This is a genomic window from Chitinophaga terrae (ex Kim and Jung 2007), from assembly GCF_900107795.1.
Taxonomy (GTDB): domain Bacteria; phylum Bacteroidota; class Bacteroidia; order Chitinophagales; family Chitinophagaceae; genus Chitinophaga; species Chitinophaga terrae.
The window spans coordinates 133,502-154,330 of sequence record NZ_FNRL01000012.1 but is presented as its reverse complement, the minus strand read 5'-3'; the positions used below and the strand labels follow the sequence as shown (position 1 = coordinate 154,330).

General features: G+C 48.4%; 14 protein-coding genes. 10 read left to right on the top strand and 4 right to left on the bottom strand.

Annotation, left to right across the window (positions count from 1 at the left end):
* The first annotated feature begins 6 nt into the window (after nucleotides 1-6).
* The 3 genes from BLV62_RS14665 to BLV62_RS14655 all read left to right on the top strand — a co-directional run bounded on the left by BLV62_RS14665 (nucleotide 7) and on the right by BLV62_RS14655 (nucleotide 3,943).
* Nucleotides 7-1,080, top strand: a complete 1,074-nt coding sequence (locus tag BLV62_RS14665) for a dihydrodipicolinate synthase family protein (protein WP_089762704.1) — start codon at nucleotides 7-9, stop codon at nucleotides 1,078-1,080.
* Nucleotides 1,073-2,260, top strand: a complete 1,188-nt coding sequence (locus BLV62_RS14660) for a M20 metallopeptidase family protein (protein WP_089762703.1) — start codon at nucleotides 1,073-1,075, stop codon at nucleotides 2,258-2,260. The genes BLV62_RS14665 and BLV62_RS14660 overlap by 8 nt, the downstream gene beginning before the upstream one ends.
* A gap of 684 nt (nucleotides 2,261-2,944) precedes the next feature.
* Nucleotides 2,945-3,943: an LLM class flavin-dependent oxidoreductase gene (locus tag BLV62_RS14655; RefSeq protein ID WP_089762702.1), complete on the top strand. Its 999-nt coding sequence runs from the start codon at nucleotides 2,945-2,947 to the stop codon at nucleotides 3,941-3,943.
* A 106-nt stretch (nucleotides 3,944-4,049) separates the two neighbouring features.
* Here the strand turns inward: BLV62_RS14655 and BLV62_RS14650 are convergent, their stop codons facing one another.
* The gene (locus tag BLV62_RS14650) at nucleotides 4,050-5,993 is read right to left on the bottom strand and encodes a lectin-like domain-containing protein (RefSeq protein WP_089762701.1); all 1,944 of its coding nucleotides are present in this window, start codon (nucleotides 5,991-5,993) and stop codon (nucleotides 4,050-4,052) included.
* A gap of 81 nt (nucleotides 5,994-6,074) precedes the next feature.
* Here BLV62_RS14650 and rluF point away from each other — a divergent pair, with 81 nt between their 5' ends.
* Entirely contained in the window at nucleotides 6,075-6,863 is a 789-nt protein-coding gene (gene rluF, locus BLV62_RS14645; protein ID WP_225889586.1) for a 23S rRNA pseudouridine(2604) synthase RluF, read from the top strand.
* Nucleotides 6,864-6,890: 27 nt separating this feature from the next.
* Nucleotides 6,891-7,538 (top strand): ABC transporter permease, encoded by a 648-nt coding sequence (locus BLV62_RS14640; protein ID WP_168927849.1) that lies wholly within the window; start codon nucleotides 6,891-6,893, stop codon nucleotides 7,536-7,538.
* A gap of 7 nt (nucleotides 7,539-7,545) precedes the next feature.
* Here BLV62_RS14640 and BLV62_RS14635 read toward each other — a convergent pair whose 3' ends face one another.
* The gene (locus BLV62_RS14635; protein WP_089762698.1) at nucleotides 7,546-8,685 is read right to left on the bottom strand and encodes an epoxide hydrolase family protein; all 1,140 of its coding nucleotides are present in this window, start codon (nucleotides 8,683-8,685) and stop codon (nucleotides 7,546-7,548) included.
* 408 nt (nucleotides 8,686-9,093) lie between these two features.
* Here BLV62_RS14635 and BLV62_RS14630 point away from each other — a divergent pair, with 408 nt between their 5' ends.
* From BLV62_RS14630 to BLV62_RS14620, 3 genes are read left to right on the top strand one after another with little or no spacing between them, the layout of a single operon-like run.
* Nucleotides 9,094-12,225, top strand: a complete 3,132-nt coding sequence (locus BLV62_RS14630; RefSeq protein WP_089762697.1) for a SusC/RagA family TonB-linked outer membrane protein — start codon at nucleotides 9,094-9,096, stop codon at nucleotides 12,223-12,225.
* A gap of 10 nt (nucleotides 12,226-12,235) precedes the next feature.
* Nucleotides 12,236-13,741: a RagB/SusD family nutrient uptake outer membrane protein gene (locus BLV62_RS14625; RefSeq protein ID WP_089762758.1), complete on the top strand. Its 1,506-nt coding sequence runs from the start codon at nucleotides 12,236-12,238 to the stop codon at nucleotides 13,739-13,741.
* An 18-nt stretch (nucleotides 13,742-13,759) separates the two neighbouring features.
* Nucleotides 13,760-15,073, top strand: a complete 1,314-nt coding sequence (locus BLV62_RS14620) for a glucoamylase family protein (protein ID WP_089762696.1) — start codon at nucleotides 13,760-13,762, stop codon at nucleotides 15,071-15,073.
* A gap of 64 nt (nucleotides 15,074-15,137) precedes the next feature.
* On the opposite strand, the gene BLV62_RS14615 is transcribed toward BLV62_RS14620, so the two are convergent.
* On the bottom strand, nucleotides 15,138-17,561 hold the full coding sequence (locus tag BLV62_RS14615) for a TonB-dependent receptor (protein WP_089762695.1): 2,424 nt from the start codon (nucleotides 17,559-17,561) through the stop codon (nucleotides 15,138-15,140).
* Nucleotides 17,562-17,809: 248 nt separating this feature from the next.
* Here BLV62_RS14615 and BLV62_RS14605 point away from each other — a divergent pair, with 248 nt between their 5' ends.
* Together BLV62_RS14605 and BLV62_RS14600 are read left to right on the top strand one after the other, a co-directional pair.
* On the top strand, nucleotides 17,810-18,952 hold the full coding sequence (locus BLV62_RS14605; protein ID WP_089762693.1) for a zinc-dependent alcohol dehydrogenase: 1,143 nt from the start codon (nucleotides 17,810-17,812) through the stop codon (nucleotides 18,950-18,952).
* A 16-nt stretch (nucleotides 18,953-18,968) separates the two neighbouring features.
* Nucleotides 18,969-19,463, top strand: coding sequence for a hypothetical protein (locus BLV62_RS14600; protein WP_089762692.1), 495 nt, complete (start codon nucleotides 18,969-18,971; stop codon nucleotides 19,461-19,463).
* 258 nt (nucleotides 19,464-19,721) lie between these two features.
* Here the strand turns inward: BLV62_RS14600 and BLV62_RS14595 are convergent, their stop codons facing one another.
* A complete protein-coding gene (locus BLV62_RS14595; RefSeq protein WP_225889587.1) occupies nucleotides 19,722-20,792 on the bottom strand; it encodes a zinc-dependent alcohol dehydrogenase in 1,071 nt (356 codons plus the stop codon).
* Nucleotides 20,793-20,829: the final 37 nt, after the last annotated feature.

Sequence of the window (20,829 nt, the reverse complement as noted above, 5' to 3'; positions counted from 1 at the left end):
TGAACAATGGAAACAGCAGTAGAACAGTTACTATATAAAGGCACTATCATTCCCGCCCATCCGCTGGCCATTACTGAACAAAAAAAACTGGATGAGAAAAGGCAGCGGTTACTCACCAGGTATTACATAGCAAGCGGAGTAGGAGGCGTAGCAGTAGGCGTACACACTACTCAATTTGCCATCCGCCATCCCGAATTTAACCTGCTGGAAACAGTGCTGCGTTTGGCTGCAGAAGAAATTGAAGCGGCAAAGCTGGACAAACCTTTCATAAAGGTGGCAGGGATCTGCGGACCAACAGCCCAGGCCTTGTCGGAAGCCCGGCTGGCGCTGAAATACGGATATCATTTAGGGCTGGTAAGCCTGGGAGGATTGAAGGACTTATCAGAAGACCAGTTGTTGGATCATGTGCGCCAGGTGGCTGCAGTGATCCCGGTTTTCGGATTTTATCTGCAACCTTCAGTAGGAGGCCGTATCTTTAGCTACCGTTTCTGGGAACAGTTTGTTGAAATACCGGGTGTGAAAGCCATTAAAACGGCGCCTTTTAACCGTTACCAGACCCTGGATGTAGTAAGGGCAGTTGCCTGTTCTTCCAGGAAAGACGATATTGCGCTGTATACAGGAAATGACGATAATATAGTGGCAGATCTGCTCACTACTTATCGTTTCAATGTAAATGGCCGTGTAGTGGAAAAACAATATGCAGGAGGTTTACTGGGTCACTGGGCTGTATGGACGCAAAAAGTAGCCGGCCTGTTCAGCAGGGTAAAAGCCTGTATTAACGATAATTACAAAGGGGCGGGAGAGTTGCTCACAGAAGGGATAGCCGTTACAGATATGAATGCGGCCATCTTTGATCCGGCCAACGCATTCCGTGGGTCTATTGCCGGTATACACGAAGTACTGAAAAGGCAGGGCTTACTGGAAGGCGCCTGGTGCCTGGAAGACCATGAGGTATTATCTCCTGGCCAGGCGGAAGAGATCACCCGTGTTGCAGCCGCTTACCCGCACCTGACAGATGATAGTTTTGTAAAAGAATTTTTGTCAGAAGACCGCAATCAAAAATTATTGCAACATGCTTAAAGAGAGGATCCGGCAGTTGGCCAAAGTTGTCAGGGAAAATGCAATTGCAAATCGCAGGCATCTGCATATGCATCCTGAACTTTCGTACCAGGAATATAACACCGCTATATTTATCGAAGATAAACTGAAAGCGTTGGGTATCCCTTATGAAAGAATGGCCAATACCGGTGTGGTGGCTTTGCTGCAAGGCAAGGCTGCACCATCCGACCAGGTGATCGCCCTGCGTGCAGATATAGATGCATTGCCCATTACTGAACTGAACGCGGTACCTTACCGTTCAACCAACGACGGTGTTATGCATGCCTGCGGGCACGACGTACATACCGCTTCGCTGCTGGGTGTGGCAGAGATTCTCGCACAGATGCAATCTGAATTTTCGGGTACGGTGAAATTTGTATTTCAACCGGCAGAGGAAGTGATCCCTGGCGGCGCCAGTTTAATGATTGCAGCCGGCGTATTGGAAAATCCAAGGCCCCGGTACATGATTGGGCAGCATGTGATGCCTGAACTGGAAGCCGGAAAAGTGGGTTTCAGGTCGGGTCGTTATATGGCAAGCAACGACGAGATCAATATTACCGTAAAAGGAAAAGGAGGTCATGGCGCTATGCCGCACCTGGGAGTGGATCCTATCCTCATTGCTTCACATATAGTAGTGGCGTTGCAGCAGATAGTGAGCCGCCGTGCCAATCCTTCCCTGCCTTCTGTATTATCTTTTGGTAAAATTATTGCAAACGGCGCCAGGAATGTAATTCCTGATGAAGTGAAGCTGGAAGGCACTTTCAGGTCGATGGACGAAACCTGGAGAAATAAAGCGCATGAAAAAATTAAGAAACTGGCCGTATCCCTTGCAGAAAGTATGGATGGCAGTTGCGAAATAGAGATCGAAAGAGGGTATCCCGTGCTGGTCAATGAAGAGGTGCTGACAGCCAACACCCGGGCGTATGCAGTGGAATACCTGGGCGAAGAGCAGGTAGTAGATCTCGACATCTGGATGGCGGCGGAAGATTTCGCCTCTTATTCCCAGGTAGCAGATGCCTGCTTTTATCGACTGGGCGTGGCAAACGAGGATCGTGGCATTACCTCCGGTTTGCATACCGCTACATTTGATGCAGATGAAACTTCCCTTGAAACAGGGCCTGGGCTGATGGCATTCATCGCGTTAAAAACTTTAGGCAATTAAAAAAATATGGCGCCACACCTATTTTTGTTAATTGAAGGTTAACAGCCATCTATTTGCGTCATTCACGGAAAATAATGATGCATTCACCAAAAAAAGGTTTTGACCTAACGCAGATGAATATACCTTTGGTTCAGGTTTTTCATAGGATATGGTTAAAATATTAAAGGGAGGTAGTCTTGCCACCCTTTTTTTGTTTTTATACTGGCAGATGTTTGTACAAGATAATTTCATTTAACACCCGCAATTAGTCAAGATTCATTGACCTTACAGCCGTAAGATTAGTTTTGCTTACACGGCTTCTCACGCTTGTTTCAGCATTCATATTATTTCTGCACTTTGGTTTTCATATATTTTTGTAAAACATTATTCGGATAAAATAACTACTGAGGTCCTGAATTCAGCATACTGTTGTTTCATAGTAACAGGTATATGGGTTATCCTAAGCATGCCGGTTCGCTCAACCAAATTGCTTTATTGGTGAAAATATATATATAATTTATGTTTAGATGTATTTTCCTGAAAACAGGCCATTTTAGAAAGAAGGCTGTTTAGTAACATTATTAATTTTGCTACTCTTTCGGGAAAATACTGAATGCTTCACTTCTGCTTACCTAAAGGTAATCGGGCCGTTAGCCACCAGGCATTGTCGTACCTTTGCACGAACTAAAAACTAACAGATCAGCTATGAATACGACAGGAATAAACCGACCTTTATCTGTACTGGACCTGGCTACCGTGCTGGAAGGACAGACACCTGCAGATGCTTTTCACAATAGTTTGAGACTTGCACAGCATGTAGAGAAACTGGGATATAAGAGATTCTGGATGGCAGAACATCACAGTATGATCAGCGTGGCCAGTTCCGCTACAGCCGTGTTATTAGGATATATTGCCGGCGGTACTAAAACCATCCGGGTAGGATCGGGAGGAGTCATGCTTCCCAATCATGCGCCCCTGGTAGTAGCAGAACAATTTGGCACGCTGGAATCGCTGTACCCTGGCCGGATCGACCTGGGGCTGGGACGCGCTCCCGGTACCGACCAGATCACCGCCCGCGCCCTGCGCCGTGATCATGTGGCGGCAGCGCATGAATTTCCTGAACAGATCCAGGAACTGCAACACTACCTCTCCGCCGATAATACAGGTCCTGTCAGGGCGGTTCCCGGCGAAGGCCTGGACATCCCGATCTGGATATTAGGTTCCAGCACCGACAGCGCCTACCTGGCGGCCGTTATGGGTTTGCCTTATGCATTCGCCAGTCATTTTGCACCGGCGCAGCTGCATGCCGCCTTAAAGATCTACCGGCAACAGTTCAAACCATCTGAATACCTGGATAAGCCTTATACCATGGCTTGTGTAAACGTGATCGCCGCCGATACGGATGCAGAAGCCAACAGGCTTGCCACTTCGTTTTACCAGATGTTCCTGGGAGTGATCAGGGGAAAACTTCGCAAACTTCCGCCGCCTGTCGATAGTATGGACGGTATCTGGAATGAATACGAATACGCGCATCTTCAACAAATGCTTACCTGTACTTTTATAGGAAGCAAAGCGACTGTTGATACGCAAATCCGCCAGTTTATTGATGTTACGGCGGTTGATGAAATTATTGTTACTGCAAACGTGTATGACCAGGATGCCCGCCTGAAATCATACGAGCTTTTACGCAGCTTGTTTGCTTAGATGTCGTTCAAAGAAGTGAGAAGAGACGTTGTATAACGAGGCAGAAAAAAATAAAATTTTTATTCCAAATTGCAATAGCAGCCCGGTTTCTACCGGGTTGCTTTTTTTACCGGATCAAGGTCACAAAACCCTTCCTGCTGAATTTCCTTCCCGTATAATCCACTCCCTGCACCATCCAGACATAGGTATCTGCCGGCGCTGGTTGTCCCTGGATCTTGCCATCCCATCCGCCTGGCAGGTCGTTAGACCTGTAAATTTCCTGTCCCCACCTGTTCCAGATGCAGAAGAAGTCCAGTTTCGGGACGCCGGGCGCTATTACGCGGAACACATCATTTTTTCCGTCGCCATTGGGAGTAAAGGCATTGGGCACATAAAATTCGGGGCCTTTATAAACTTTAACGGTAACATCGTCAGTATCCGTACATCCTTCGGGCGAAATGAGGGTAAGGCGGTAGGTTTGGTCGCGTTGCAGCACTGCCACGGGATGATCGCTGAACGGGTCGTTTAACCCCGTAGCCGGCGACCACTGGTATGTTACCCGGTCGTTCAGCCAGCCGGCCTGTAGTTGCAATGGTTGTCCGGCTGCTATAATGGTATCTTTCCCTGCGCGTGCATGAACGCTGGTTACCCGTACAGGAACATCTACAACGGGCGACAGGCAACCTTCGGTGCTGATCCCATACAGGCTGGCGTGGTATACGCCCGTATCTGCATATATGTGACTGGCTGTTTGTCCCAGGCTGCTCCCGCCATCTCCAAAATCCCATTTCCAGGCAGAAAGATGGATGTTGGAAGTTTGATTGGTGCCGCGGAAAGCATTGGGAGTGCCCAGGCAGGCGTCTATACCGGCGCCGGTAACATCGGGTGTGCTGCTGAAGAGGATATTCCTGACAGCAGAACCGCTGCATCCGCGGTCGGAAGTTACGGTTAGCTGGATAGACCGCGGGCCGGGTATGGTGTATGGCGGTGCAGGATCGCTGCCGGTGCTGGTTGTACCATCACCCCATTCCCATAACCATTGCTGGGCGGCGCCTACTGCTATACGTGTTTTATTTTCCATCGCCTGGTTGGTGCCCAGGCAAAAGGGAGTAGGGCCAAAATCCACTTCCGGGTAGGAGCCTATGGTAAAGGGAGCTTTAAGCGTATCGGAAATGCAACCGCTGTTATCTTCGATGACCAGCTTCACTGTGTAATTGCCGGCGCCCGGGTAGGTGTGCGGGGCAGGCTGGGGGGCAGTGGTTTGGGTACCATCGCCGAAATCCCACCACCAGCGGGTGATATCGCCGAAGGAGCTGGATTTGTCCAGGAATTGAATAGGAATACCATCGCAGTATATCTGCCTTGGATTAAAGCCGAAGTCGGGCCGCAGGGCGGCGCAGAACTGCTGGAGGTTAGACGAGCCGCCGGTGCTGCCGGCGAAGCCCCAGAAAACTTCCGGGTCCCCGCCGAAAATATCATTTACAATATCCTTGTCAAGTGTGAGCCTGACCTGGTTATCCACGCTTACTTCCATATGTTTGGCAGTAGCATCCCAGTTGATCCTGAAAAGGTGCCATTGGCAGTCTTCGATGTTATCGCTGTTTACCAGGGCGGTAACAGGGCCGGCGAGGTTCCCGCTGCTAAGATGGTCCGACATCCCGTTCATCTGGATGGCGATATGGTCGTAGGCCGGATCATTTTCGTCGTTGTTCTGGTAGGTATCGATCAATACGCCCAAAGAGGGAGAGATGCCTTTAAAACCAAGACCCTGGCCTGTAGCGCCCAGGTTAGTGCCTTTAGTTTGCAGGATAAAGCCGATACCATCCGCCCCGTTAGCATCTTTACAGCCCAGGTATACATCAAAAACATAATTAAAAGACTGGTTCAGGTTGATCTTGTTCTTATTCCAGGCCGTACCGCTGGTAGTGTTGGCGTCGGGCGTCAGTACATAGCAGTTGCAACTGGTTTGAGTAGCAGACCCGTTCAAAATATAGGGGAGAAGTCCCTGACCATAAAGTGGAACAGCCATGAACGCGAGCATAAAGCTGGCCAGGATGTATATAATTTTCATATCAGCGGGTCATACCCCCGGATTTGCTGTTGGTTACTTATAACAAGTTACGGTGTTGATCTGTAACATCAAAACAGTTTTATGCCCCGATTTAACTATTTTGCGGGTGATTTTAAGAGAAATATGGACATCAGTATCAACAAATATATCAGTGAAACAGGTTTCTGCAGCCGCAGGGAGGCCGATAAATATATAGAGCAGGGTAGGGTGACAATCAACGACAACATCGCTTCCAAAGGTAATCGGGTGAAAGCAGGGGATGTTGTTGAAATTGACGGGGAGCCATTAAAAAAGAAGAAATCAACTGTTTACATTGCCCTCAATAAACCCAAGGGAGTTACCTGCACTACAGATCTGAAGGACAAGACAAATATCATCGATTACATGAACTACCCCTCCCGCATCTTCCCGATCGGGCGGCTGGATAAAAGATCGGAAGGTCTTATCTTCCTCACCAACGATGGCGATATCGTGAATAAGATACTGAGAGCGGGCAACAACCACGAGAAAGAATACATAGTAACGGTAGATAAACCTATAGACCTGGAATTTGTTAAAGCCATGCGTAACGGCGTACGTATACTCGGCACCGTTACCCAGAAATGTTTCGTGCAGCAGGAAGGCTCCAACAGGTTCAGGATCATCCTGACCCAGGGACTGAACCGCCAGATCAGGCGGATGTGCGAAGCGCTGGGCTACGATGTTGTAACGTTGAAGCGCGTACGAATCATGAATATGACCCTGAAAGATCTTGCCCCCGGAAAGTGGAGATATTTTACCAAAGAAGAGATCAACAGCATGAACGCGCTCGTTGCCAACAGCAGTAAAACAGAGAAAGGCAACCAGGATGCAGGCGGAATGGACGAATAGAAGACAATGCAACATAAATCCTGTGCTATGAAAACAATATTCCCTATCCTTTTTTTCGGGCTAATTAAAGACATGGTAATGGAATCTCCCTACGAACCAGCAAAACCATCGGTATTTATGCTGAACAGGGAGAAAGGGAATTTCGTGGTATTAAAACTTAACCCTGCCATTCCTGCTTCCGGGGCGCTTGCTAAAATTGAAGCCGTGATGAAGAACTATAATGCCAATGAGCCGTTTGAATATAGTTTTGTCAGCCAGGAGTATGACAAGAAATTCGGGAATGAAGAACGTATGGGGAAACTATCTGGTTACTGGGCCATGCTGGCAATTTTTATCAGTTGCATCGGCTTATTCGGGATGGCTTCTTTTGCGGTTGAACAACGTGTAAAGGAAATAGGGGTAAGGAAAGTATTGGGAGCTTCGGTATTAACTCTCTGGCGTTTGCTGACCAAACAGTTTGTAGTGCTGATCCTGGTTGCTGCCGGTATTGCAACGCCTGTCGCTTATTTCGCCATGCAAAACTGGTTGTCGCATTACCCATACCATGCGCCGATACCCTGGTGGCTTTTCCCCGTTGTATACATGGGAGCCTTGCTGGTTGCATTGGGGACAGTAAGTTTCCAGGCAATCCGTGCTTCTACCATCAACCCGGTTAAAAGCCTGCGGGCTGAATAACAGGCGGCTATAATACCTTTTTCACAAAGCTCCGTATATCCGCTGCCAGCAATTCCGGTGCTTCCATCGCGGCAAAGTGACCGCCCTTATCAAATTCTGTCCAATGCCGGATATTGAAAAAACGATCCGCATAGGCCCTGGGTGCAGGAATAAGATCTTTAGGGAAGATAGCTGCTCCTGCAGGCGTTTCCAGCCTGGATGTCTGGCCGCGTTGGGATGTAAACATGCTCTGTGCATATTCGTAATAGAGCCGGTTGGCTGAATTGATAGTTCCCGTTGCCCAGTAAATAGTCAGGTTGGTAAGCAGTTCGTCTTTGCTGAAAGCGCTTTCCAGGTCGCCTTTGTTATCGCTCCAACGATAAAATTTTTCAATGATCCATGCTGCTAATCCGGCTGGCGAATCATTGAGCCCATATCCCAGCGTTTGTGGCTTGGTGCTTTGGATCATTGCATAAGCTCCTTCCTGTTGCTGCCATTGTTTGCCTCTATCAAGGTAGTCTTTTTCTTCCTGTGATAATTCACCCTCCGGGATTTCGAAGAGATGAATAAAAGGAATATCAGTCAGGTGAATGGCCGACACAATCTCCTGTTCGTTCCTTGCCAGTGTTTCCGTGATCGTACTTCCCCAGTCGCCGCCCTGTGCCACAAATTTCTCATAACCCAATTCATTCGTCATCAGCCGGGCAAACAGTTCCGCAATCTTAGCCGGGTTCATGCCCGGAGTTGTTGGGATACCGGAAAAACCATAACCTGGTATGGATGGCACTACAACATCAAAGGAAAAACCGTCTTCGTCTGCCGCTACCAACAGCGGGATCAGTTTAAGAAATCGTACAAAGCTATCGGGGTAACCATGAGTGAGCAAGATAGGGAAGGAAGACCGGCCCTGTCCTTTTTCATGGATGAAATGAATAGTTTGATCCCGGATCTCCGTGATATAATGATGAAAGCTATTGAGATACTCCTGTTGCTTAGCCCAATCGAAATCTTTCTGCCAGTAATCGCAAAGTTGTTGCAGGTATGCTTTGTTGGTTCCTGCTTTCCAGTCGGCATTCGCGACTTCATTGATCCAGCGGGTAGCTGCCAGTCGTTGATGAAGTTCGTCGAGGAGCGATTGATCGATGTTAATAGTGAATGGTTGACTCATTTTTTTGAAATTGAGGGTTTAACATTGATGGCGGAACGACTATTAGCAACAAAAGGCATGCAATAAAGTATAGCCTGGAATATTAAATCCTGGGTTCGATAACTCTCAAGCGGCAACGAGAGATGTGATTATAAACCCGCTAAAAAATTGCAGAGCCCAGTTGAATGATCATCTCTCACCAATCAACCTTCTGAAACGCTTCTAACACAAAACCATACACGCAATCGGGCCATCTCATTACTGCAATGAAGCGGCCTAATACGTAACAAAAGACAAATTTCCATTGTTAACTATTGATTTTAACCTGAAACCATTGGATACAAAAGACCTGCTGAATGTGTAGCCGTTATTGTAGAAGAGCGTATCGATCGTTGCCGGAATGAATAACCCAAAAATAGAACTTCAGTTATGAAAGTTACAGTTACGAAGCTGTGTGGTACTGTTCTGTGCCTCGTGCTGACCATCATTGTTTCGGCACGCAACAAAGACATCGCAAGTACATCGACATCCAGTTATGCCGAACCACGGCAAACAGAGCCCATCCGTGGAACCGTGAAGGACTCTGCCTCCGCGGAACCGCTGATCGGTGTTACCATCCGCGTAAAAGGTACCAGCCTTGGCACCACTACCGGACCGGATGGCAGTTTTACCCTGCGGCTGCAGGGGCAAAACGCAACGCTGGTCATCACTTACCTGGGATATGTTACGAAGGAAGTGCCGGTGACCGGTGCCCAAACGAACCTGAATATCACGCTCAGCACTTCTCAAAGCCAGTTGGAACAGGTTGTGGTTGTAGGATATGGTACCCAGCGGAAAAGAGATCTAACCGGTTCCATTGCTACAGTAAAAGGGGAAGACCTCGCTAAACAACCGGTGCTGACGGCTACACAGGCCATGCAGGGAAAGGTAGCAGGTGTGCAGATCATTAATTCAGGTCAACCCAATACGCAACCACAGGTGAGGGTACGTGGTACCGGTTCTGTAATGGGAGGCGCCAACCCATTATACGTGGTAGATGGAGTGCTTACCGATGATATCCGCAATATCAACAACGCGGATATTGTAAGCATGGACGTACTGAAAGACGCTTCCGCCGCTATCTATGGTGTTCGTGCAGCCAATGGCGTTGTGATCATCACTACCCGTAAAGGAAGGTCAGGTAAAATGGAGATCCGCTACGATGGACAGGCTGGTTTCAGGGAAGCCGCTCACCTGGTGAAAATGGCCGACAGGAACCAATATATATCCTATCTTAAAGAAGCAGCTCCCAGCAAAGATCCGGACAATGATGCAGCGACCTATAAAGGGTCTACCAACTGGTACGATGCTGTACTCCGCAAGGCTTTCCAGATGAATCACAACCTGTCCATGTCGGGAGGTACAGATAAGTATACTTACTTCTATAGCGCCGGTTTTCTGCAAGACGACGGTATAGTGAAAACCAACACCTTCAGGCGGTTTACATTCAGGGCGAACAACGATTTCAACATATCCGATAAATGGAAGCTGACCTCTCAATTGTCGTATTCCCGCGGCGGCGGTCAAAACGTTTCGCTCTTCGATATTTACGGTAACATCTACCGGGCGGCGCCGGTAGTGCCGGTAGAAGAAAACGGCCGTTATGGCAATACTTCTGCCTGGGGTAACGTAGCCAACCCGTTGTTACAGATCGATAAAAGGAATTACCTGCAACAGGATAACCGCCTGCAGGGCAACCTGGCGCTGGAATTTTCTCCCATCAAGTCCCTGAAACTGCGTTCCGCTTTCAACGCAGATCTCCGCTGGGGATACGACAGGGTTTACAATTACAAGTACCTCAACGATGAAAAGACCTTCCTTTCGGCGGGTGGTAACCAACGCCAGGATAACAGCAAACTGGCGATCAACGATTCCCGGCAACAGGGCTGGGTTTGGGATAACACCATTACCTTCGACCAGACTTTTGGCAAACATTCGCTCACGATCCTTGGAGGTTCTGTGACAGAAGGATTTTACAGCACCTTCCTGTTAGGACAACGTATTAACGTGCCTGAGAACAAAGATCTCTGGTACCTCGATCTCGGCGATCCCAACGTGCAATCGACCCTTTATAACAGGGGCGATAAATACGCCAGGCAATCGTTTGTCGGACGCGTCAATTACGGGTACGATGAAAAGTACCTGGTCAGCGCCTCTATCCGCGCAGATGGCAGCTCCAAATTCAGGGAACGTTGGGGATACTTTCCAACAGTAGGTGTAGGCTGGGTGATCAGCCAGGAAGAATTTATGAAGAACCAGAAGTTTTTCAACTTCCTGAAACTGCGTGGCAGCTGGGGACAGCTGGGTAACGACAATATCCCGACGAATGCCTACATCAACACTGCTACCGTCAATCTTCCATACTTCTTCGACAACAGCATTACACAGGGAATCGCGCTGCAGGATACAAAAGACAACAACCTCAAATGGGAAACTACTATGCAGTTTGATGTAGGTTTTGAATTCAGTTTGCTGGATGAAAGACTGCGTGGTGAGATGGATTACTATAACAAGAAGACAAAGGACGCATTGATCGTTGTGAATATTCCAAGTATCCTGGGCGACCCGGACAATACCTATATCACCAACGCCGCATCGTTCAGGAATACAGGCTTTGAATTTTCACTGAACTGGAAAGATAAGATCACTGATGACCTGAGCTATTCAGTAGGCGGCAACATCACATTCAATAAGAATGAAGTTACTAACCTGAGCGGAGGACAAGCCCTCCTTGGTGGAGGCGTTGGCAATCAAAGCTATGTTACGAGAACAGATAACGGGCAGCCTGTGGCGAGCTTCTATATGCTGGAATCGTTAGGCGTATACCGCGACCAGGGAGAGATCGATTCAGACCCTAATATCGCCAACGATCCGCGGAAATCCAGTATCCGGCCCGGAGATCTGCGGTATAAGGATATAACGGGAGATGGGGTGATCAATGCAGACGACCGGCAGTTTGTAGGCTCTTACCAACCCAAAATGTATTATGGATTCAACCTCGGACTAAATTACAAAGGTTTTGACCTGTCGGCCGATTTCTATGGAAGCAGCGGAGCCAAGATCTATAACGGTAAGAAAGCATACCGGTTCGCGAATACGGATAATATAGAATCCGGCTATGCAAATAGCCGCTGGACCAGCGAGCGCCCTTCATCTACTGATCCAAGGCTTATTACTACTGATCTTCCGGCTTCCACTTATTTCCTGGAGTCAGGAAACTTCCTTCGTTGCAATAACCTGACTATTGGCTATACGTTGCCGGATAAAACATTGAAATCTATCGGCTTCACCAGGCTAAGGGTTTATTTCACCTCGCAGAACTTATTTACCCTGATGAGGTTCAGCGGCTTTAGCCCTGAATTGCCAGGCGGTACCATCGACTTTGACAATACCATCAGCAACAGGGTCAATACTGCAACCAATCTGACCAACAATTCCAGCGGCATACTGGATGCAGGTATTGAACTGAATGCTTACCCGATCACCCGTACGTTTGCCTTTGGCGTCAATGTTTCATTCTAAAAAAACAGTTATGAGAAAGATATATGCAGTAACAGGCGCCATGTTGATTGCAGGAATGTTTGCCTGCAACAGGTACCTGGATGTAAAACCGCAAGGACAAATTGATGAAGAAGCTGCAGCCGACGACCCTGGTTCTGCACAAAACCTGGTAACCGGCGTGTATAATAACATGTGGCTGGGGAAGGTGCATGGTTTCCCGTTTATCGGGGTAACCAACATTGCATCAGACGATGCCGACAAAGGAAGCTTTGAGGATGATGCTGCACCAACACAGGGACAACTCGATAATCTCACCATGGATGCGAATAACACTGTGTTCAACGACATCTGGTCCGGCTATTACCAGGCGATTTCCAGGGCCAACAGGGCGCTGCAGGCGCTGGAATCTTCTACTTCGCTGGACCAGGATATGAAATCGCACCTCTTGGGTGAAGCGCATTTCCTGAGAGGATATTTTTATTTTAACCTTGTAAGGATATTTGGAGGAGTGCCGAAGGTAGATAAAGTGCTTACCCCGCCCGAGGCAGCGTCGGACCAGTACCAGACCCGTGCGGGCGCCGACGAGATCTACCAGCTGATCATTTCGGACCTGGAGTTTGCATTGACCAATCTGCCGCCTAAAGGAGGCAGCGGCAGCCAGGTTGGAAGGGCTACAAAGGGCGCCGCAGCAGGCATGCTGGCGAAAGTATTTTTGTACCGCCAGAACTGGCAGCGGGCATATAGTCTTTCTGATTCGGTTATAACAGGCAAAGTGGGCAGCTACAGCCTCGCAGATGATTATGCATCGATATGGCGGCAATCAGGGGCCAACAATGCAGAATCTATTTTTGAAGTGCAAACAGGCATAAATGCTACTTGCGACGCGGCTATAGAGGTATACAGCAACAGCCAGGGGCCAAGAGCGGGCGGTAAAGGCGGATGGGCTGACCTGGGATGGGGATTTGGCGGGCCTTCGCAGAGCCTGGTGGATGAATACGAACCGGGAGATAAAAGAGAGGCTGCAACTATTATCTTTATAACCCGGGCCGGAACCGTGTTATGGGATGGTTTTCGTGTGCCCGGCAAAGATAGTGTGCAAAATGACCGCTATAATTACAAAGCATACCATAGCCGGACCCGGGAGCAGTTCTGCGGCAACCTGGACCGCCTGCCTAAAAACCTGCGGGTATTGAGGTTGGGCGAAATACTGCTTATACATGCGGAAGCTGCCCTGGCGCTGGGAAATGCCAATGCAGCCGTCGCAGATATCAACGCACTTCGGGAACGGGCGGGGCTCACTGGTAAAAACAGCGTAACAAGAGCGGATATATGGCATGAAAGGCGCGTGGAAATGGCGATGGAACATGACCGCTACTTTGAGCTGGTAAGAGAGGATAAACTGGCGCCAGGTACGGCGGCTGCAGCTTTCCGCAAACACGGTAAAACATTTGTGGCCGGCAAGCATGAAGTATTTCCTATTCCTTTCACCCAGATACAGTTCAGCGAAGGAAAACTGCAACAGAACCCGGGATATTGACGGATAATTTGAGTACAAATGAATATACAGAGAATTATTATTACAGGGATTTGCTTCCTTATTTTCATAACCGAGGCGCCTGCACAACGCAAGCGCCTGGCGGCACGGCCACAGTTAGGCGATTCGGCACTGCTAACGGAAGTGCAGAAACGAACATTCAATTACTTCTGGAAATTTGCGCACCCGGTATCCGGTTTGACCCGCGAACGAAGCACCACGCCCGATACAGTTACGATCGGGGGCTCGGGGTTTGGCGTAATGGCCATACTGGTTGGCATCGAGCGGGGTTTTATTACAAGGGAAGAAGGATTGGACAGGTTGCTTAAGATCGTGAACTTCCTCTGGAGGGCCGACAGCTACCACGGTATGTGGCCTCATTGGATGAATGGCGCCACAGGGAAAACTATTCCCTTCAGCCGAAAAGACGATGGCGCCGACGTAGTAGAAAGCGCATTTATGTTCCAGGGACTGTTGGCAGTACGCCAGTATTTCAACCAGGATACTCCGAAAGAAAGAGAACTCCGCGACAAGATCGGATGGATGTGGAACGATGCGGAATGGAGCTGGTTCACCCAGGGCGGACAGAATGTACTGTACTGGCACTGGTCGCCCAATAATGGCTGGGGTATGAACCACCAGATCCATGGCTGGAACGAATGCCTGATCGCTTACATACTTGCTGTGGCTTCTCCCAATTACCCTGTATCCCCGAAGGTTTATCACCAGGGCTGGGCAATGAGCAATTACTTCAATAACGGGAAAGAATACTTTGGTATCAAACTACCACTCGGTTTCGAATATGGCGGCCCCCTGTTCTTTGCCCATTATTCCTTCCTGGGGCTGGACCCCAATGGATTGAAAGACCGGTATGCCGATTATTGGGAACAAAATAAGAACCATACGCTGATCAACCGCCAGTATTGTATAGAGAACCCGAAGAAATTCAAGGGCTATAGTGCTGATTGCTGGGGATTAACAGCCAGTGATAGTCATAATTCCTATGATGCGCATTCGCCAACCAACGACCTGGGAGTGATCACGCCCAGCGCAGCGCTTTCATCTTTCCCCTATACGCCTGAATATTCTATGCAGGCGCTTCGCTACTTTTACAACAGGGTAGGAGATAGGCTCTGGGGAGAATATGGTTTTTATGACGCCTTCAGCGAAACTACCAATTGGTATGACAACCAATACGTGGCTATTGACCAGGGACCCATCGTTGTGATGATAGAAAATTACCGCAGCGGTTTACTCTGGAAATTGTTCATGTCGAATCCCGACATCCAGCGGGCATTAAAGCAGCTTGATTTCAGCAGCCCATGGCTGAAGTAGCGAAAAAAATACGAAGGGCGTCCCGGAACCAACCAGGACGCCCTTATTTTATAGCAGCTTACTTCTAAAACTTAAATGCCGCACTTGCCACAAAGTTCCTTGGTTTCTGGGGGTTGACAGACCAATAACCGGTGTAGTATTGCTTGTTGTTGATATTGTTTAGGTTGAATGATAACCTGAAATGCTTTGCATTATAAAACAGGCCGGCGTTTAACAAGGCATAGCTTGGAAGATAAAATACCCCTGTTACACTGTTATCGATTACCTTGTACCTGCCGGCATAATTCCCGCCTGCTCCAATACCCAGGTTTTTAAACGTTCCACCCAATATTTTATAAGTGGCCCAGAAATTAGCAAGGCTCGAAGGGCCTTGTCCTCCCGGTGTTCTGCCCGGTTCGCTATAAAAATCTGTTCCATAGCCTTCCAGGATTTCAATATGGTTATATGCATAACCTGCAATAATGTTCAGTTGGGGAATGGGGTGAGCGTTCAGCTCTATTTCAAACCCGCGGCTGCCCACTTTACCGCCTTGCGTGGAGTTGCGTGGATTGCGGGCATCGGGTATTACTTTATTGCCGACTTTAATATCGTACACTGAAACAGTTGCATATAATTTCTCCGCCAGGATATCTGCTTTCACTCCTAACTCCCATTGGTTTGCATGTTCTGGTTTGAATACAGCTGTGTATTCCAGTTTTCCTGTTGTATCGTAATGCGGAGAAGGCGCTACATTCAGGAAAGCATTCATATAACTTGCAAAGACAGATACTTTTTCAGGCACTACCTGGTATACCAACCCGAACTTCGGTGATAAGGCAAACTGGTTGTAGCCTTTGTCTTCCTTTGCATTTTTATCTCCTTTTGTATGAAAGTAATCGGCCCGCAGGCTCGCCATGACAAGGAAGTTCGGCGTAATGTTCAATACATCCGAAACATATGCGCTGTAATAACCATTGGTGATATTTGAGTTGCTGCCTTCTGTACCCGCCAGTGCGCCGTATATTGCATCTTTCGTCAGCGGCAGGGCAGGTTGAATGACTTCGTGGGTCTCAGGATCTGTAACATCAGCAACACCGCCCTGTGGATTTACATTTCTGCCGATGATCCATCCGGATCCTTTATCAACTGCATTTCGCCTGAAGAAGTCAAGTCCTGCCACCAGGCGGTTGCGCAGGTTGCCTATTTTGAAATCGCCATTGAAGTTCTGTTGAATGTCGATGGTGCTGGTTGTGGCATTTTCTTTATGGAAATCCTGACCGAACCAGTTGTTGCCGGGATCTTCATCCCATATATAGGTGTATATGCCGTCGGACCTGGTACGGCCATAGGAGAATACGGTCTGCGAACTCCAGTTGCCGGACAACTTATACAGGGCCTCGGCCTTTACATTGATGCGGGGATTTTTGATAGTAAGATCGTTGCTGGTAAATGACTCTTTTACGTTCAGGTTAAGTTCTTCGATGTTCTTAAAGTCTAATGGCGCACTGCGGTTGTTATGGAAGAATACAGGAGGAACAGCCCTCTTTTCTTCCAGTATTTCCGCCATTACCTGTAAGGTAAGGCGATTGTTCACTTCGTAGGAAACCGAAGGAGCTACAAAGAATGATTTCCTGAAGCCTGCGTTCTGGAATGAATTCTCCGTAGTATATGCAGCATTTAAGCGCATTGCAATTTTCTGCTTTTTGCTGAGCAGTGTATTAACGTCGGCGGTTACACGGTTCAGGCCGAAGCTTCCGATATTATAAGCTACCTCTCCGCCAAACCCGTAATAAGGTTTTTTAGTGATGGTATTGATAATGCCTCCATAACTGAGGAAACTGCCGCCGAATAAGGTTCCTGAGGGTCCTTTCATCACCTGTACAGATTCGATATCTGATGGATCCAGGTTGCCGCTGGTCAGGCCCGGAAGACCATTCATCAGTACCGGCTGTGCCTCAAAACCGCGGAGAGCGAAGTAAGAAGCGCCATCGCCTTCGCGGCCTGTCGATTGCCAGGTTTGAGACAATCCGGGAACATTACGCATAATATCATCGTAATTGGTAATGCCCTGTTGTTTCATGAGTTCGGCAGATACAGTAGTATAGACCTGCGGGTTCTCCAGGTTCTTTAGAGGCATCTTGGCAACACTCTTATCCTCTTTATTCATCTGGCGGGAAGATATTGTGATCTCGTTCAGCTGGGCGGCGCTTTCATTTAATGTAAAGTTCAGTTCCTGTACCTGGCCGGAAGATACCGTTACCTGTTTCAACTGGGTAGCAGCGCCCACGGAAGTGATGCGCAAGGTCCAGTTACCTGGCTTGATATTCTTAATGCTATACTCACCTTTTTCATTACTGATACCACCGAGTTTCGTATGCTCGATACTGATGGTTACATTGATGGCCGGCTGGCCATCGCTGGTTGTGACAGTACCCGTAATGGTACCGTTTTGGGCGTATGCTGCTGCCGTGCAGAAAAGAGCGGTCAGCAAAAACAGGAATCTGGACATCGGATTGCGACTGGTTGATTAAACTTTGCAAAGGTCTGCCGACGAAAAGGGAAAAGTTTACGCAATCCGGAATTTTTTCGGGCCTCGTCAACATGGTTAGGAACGTCAACGAACCTGAATATCAGTGTGCCTCAAAGCCGCTGCCGGCAGGCTGTACATTGTTATTTGGCACGATAATCTTACAGCAAACGGAGAAATACGGCGCCATTAAAGACGCAGCCATACTCTAATTTTTAAAAAAGGGAAATATGCTAGCGATGAACTACCGCGGTCCCTACCGCGTACGTGCGGATCATAATATGCCGTACCCCGAGATACAGCATCCGGGCGATGCGATAGTAAAAGTAACAAGGTCCTGCATCTGCGGATCAGATCTTCATCTTTATCATGGCCTGGTACCTGACACGCGTATAGGCTCCACGTTTGGTCACGAATTCACCGGGATCGTTATGGATGTGGGGCGCGACGTTACGAGGTTGAAAGAGGGCGACCGGGTATTGGTGCCCTTCAATATTGCCTGCGGAGTATGTCCGTTCTGCAAACAGGAGTTGTATGGAAACTGCCATGAATCCAATCCTGAAGCTACAGCTGTTGGAGGGATATTCGGGTATTCGCATACAGCCGGCGGCCATAGCGGCGGCCAGGCAGAGTATGTTCGCGTGCCGTTTGCGGATGTAGGCCCTTATGTGATCCCCGAGTGGATGGATACAGAAGATGCCGTAATGCTGACAGATGTATTCCCTACCGGTTACCAGGCTGCCGAAATGGGAGGCATTAAAACCGGCGATACTGTTGTTGTGTTTGGGGCAGGTCCCATTGGTATTATGGCTGCCAGGTGCGCCTGGTTTTTTGGCGCTGCAAGGGTGATCATTATCGACCATATTGAATACCGCCTGGAATTTGCCCGGGAGTTTGCGCACTGTGAAGCGTACAATTTCAAATCCATGCAGGACCCGGTACTATTCATCAAGAAAACAACGGATTACTTCGGCGCCGATGTATGTATCGATGCGGTAGGCTGCGAAGCGGAAGGAAGCGCCCTGCAAACACTGACAGGCCGGAACCTGCTGTTGCAGGCGGGTGCAGCTACGGCCCTGCAATGGGCTATCAATTCAGTGAAAAAAGGAGGCATTATATCCATAGTTGGCGTATATGGTCCTACGTTTAACATGGTGCCTATCGGTAATGTAGTGAATAAAGGACTGACCATCCGCGCCAACCAGGCATCTGTGATCAGGCTGTTGCCAAAACTGATAGAGCATATACAGCAGGGGCATATAGAACCCAAAGCCCTGATCACACATCGTATTCCATTGGCGGAAGTTTCGGATGCCTATCGGATATTTTCTTCCAAACTCGATAATTGCATCAAAACAGTATTAATTCCATAAAATAAAATACCTGATCATGGAAAATAATGAATTGCACAACAATATTAAAGGTTGGAATTCAGACGCCAACCCTGCCAATGAACCAACCTACCCGATAAAGAAATATACCGGAGATGACCATCGTCGCCTCAATTACCGGCGGCCCCAATTGCAGCGGGAAAGCGTGGAGGTACTACATTCGAATGAACGGCCGGGCCTCACCGCGGTATTCGGAACAGGACAGCCGCCTGCAGGCCTCAGCGGCGCAATCAGGCGTTACGCTTTCCGCTATAGTGAAGGCAGCTTTGGCCATTGGCTGCCATTAATACTGGCCGACAGGATACAAATGATAGAAGGATTGATACAGGACATCGGCAATGGGCACTTTCCCGATTTCTATCGTGAACGTGGTTACCCCGCAGAATGGAAGTATAACCGTATGGCAATGATCCGTAAAGGATTGATATACGCAGCTATCGGCGCCGCAGTGATCTTCACGGTTACAAAGGCGCGTAAACGAAAACACAGATAATAAAATAGCCCGGCATAACCGGGCTATTTACTATTCACACATCGTCGTGTTCCACTCAAAAATATATCGTCGTAGTACGCCTTATCAACCTGCCACAATCCTTCTTCTTCAGAAAGCGCCAAATCCGTCAAAAATTTGGGTCTTTGTCTTATCAACCTACCACAATCCTTCTTCTTCCCCTTCTTATAATCCAATTCACTCCTTAAAATCTTAGCCTCTTTGCCAACCTTGCGCCTTTGCGAGAAACATTGCGTGCCATCAAACTTCGAGGGCGATGAAGATGGCGCCGGTCTTCTCCTTATTGAAATCGACGTCAAATGCTTGGTTGATGTCATCCAGCTTATACCGGTGAGTGATCAGTTTTTTTGCATTCAGCTTACCTTTTGCAAGCAAGTCGAGCGACATCTGCATTTCAGGATAGATGCCCCAGAACGAGTAGCTCGCACTAGGGATCAGTTTGATCTCCGCTTTCTGGATCTCCTGCCATTTAAGATCAATTGAGGTGTCTTCATCAAACCCTCCAACTATTAATACTTTACCACCAATTCGGGCAAACGATGTGGCCTGCGGTAGGGTAGCAGGCATCGAAGCGCCGCCTGCGCATTCGAACACTACATCCGCGCCTCTGCCATTGGTGAACTCCTTCACGGCTTTCAGCACATCTTCGTTTGTTTTCGCATTCACCACTTCGTCGGCGCCTAGCTCTTTTGCAACCTGCAGGGAGTGGTCTACCACATCTGTTACGAGAACATCTGCACCGCAGATCTTAGCCAGTTGAAGTTGCCCCAAGCCGATAGGCCCGGCGCCGATTACCACTACTTTATCGTTCAGTTTTAAACCGCTGAGTTGAATGGCATGCATGCAAACGGAAAAAGTATCTAACAGTGTCGCCTCTTCGTAGCTGACATGATCGGGCAGCTTATAGAATTTGTTGGATGGACCGGCAACATATCCCGCAAAGGCCTGCGAAATAGTTTTCATACGCACTTCATAGAGATTGGGACAGAGATTGTATTGCTGGATGCGGCACCAGTCGCAAGTTCCGTCGCCCAGCAGGGTTTCGATCACTACCCGGTCGCCGGGTTTAACGTTCTTAACCGCTTCGCCAACTTTTACTACTTCTCCCGCCAGTTCATGCCCCATGATTTTTCCTTCCAGGCTGGGTTCTTTTTTCTTCCAGTGACGAAGATCTGTTCCACAGATCCCCGCTACCTTCACTCTTGCCAATACCCAGTCGGGCTGGCTTAGTTGCGGTATGTCCACTTCGCACATTTCAAATTCTCCGTCGGCTGTCTTTACTGCCGCTTTCATCTTTTCTTCCATGATCATAATTTTTGGGTTAGCATTGATGGAATTACAGGTAAAT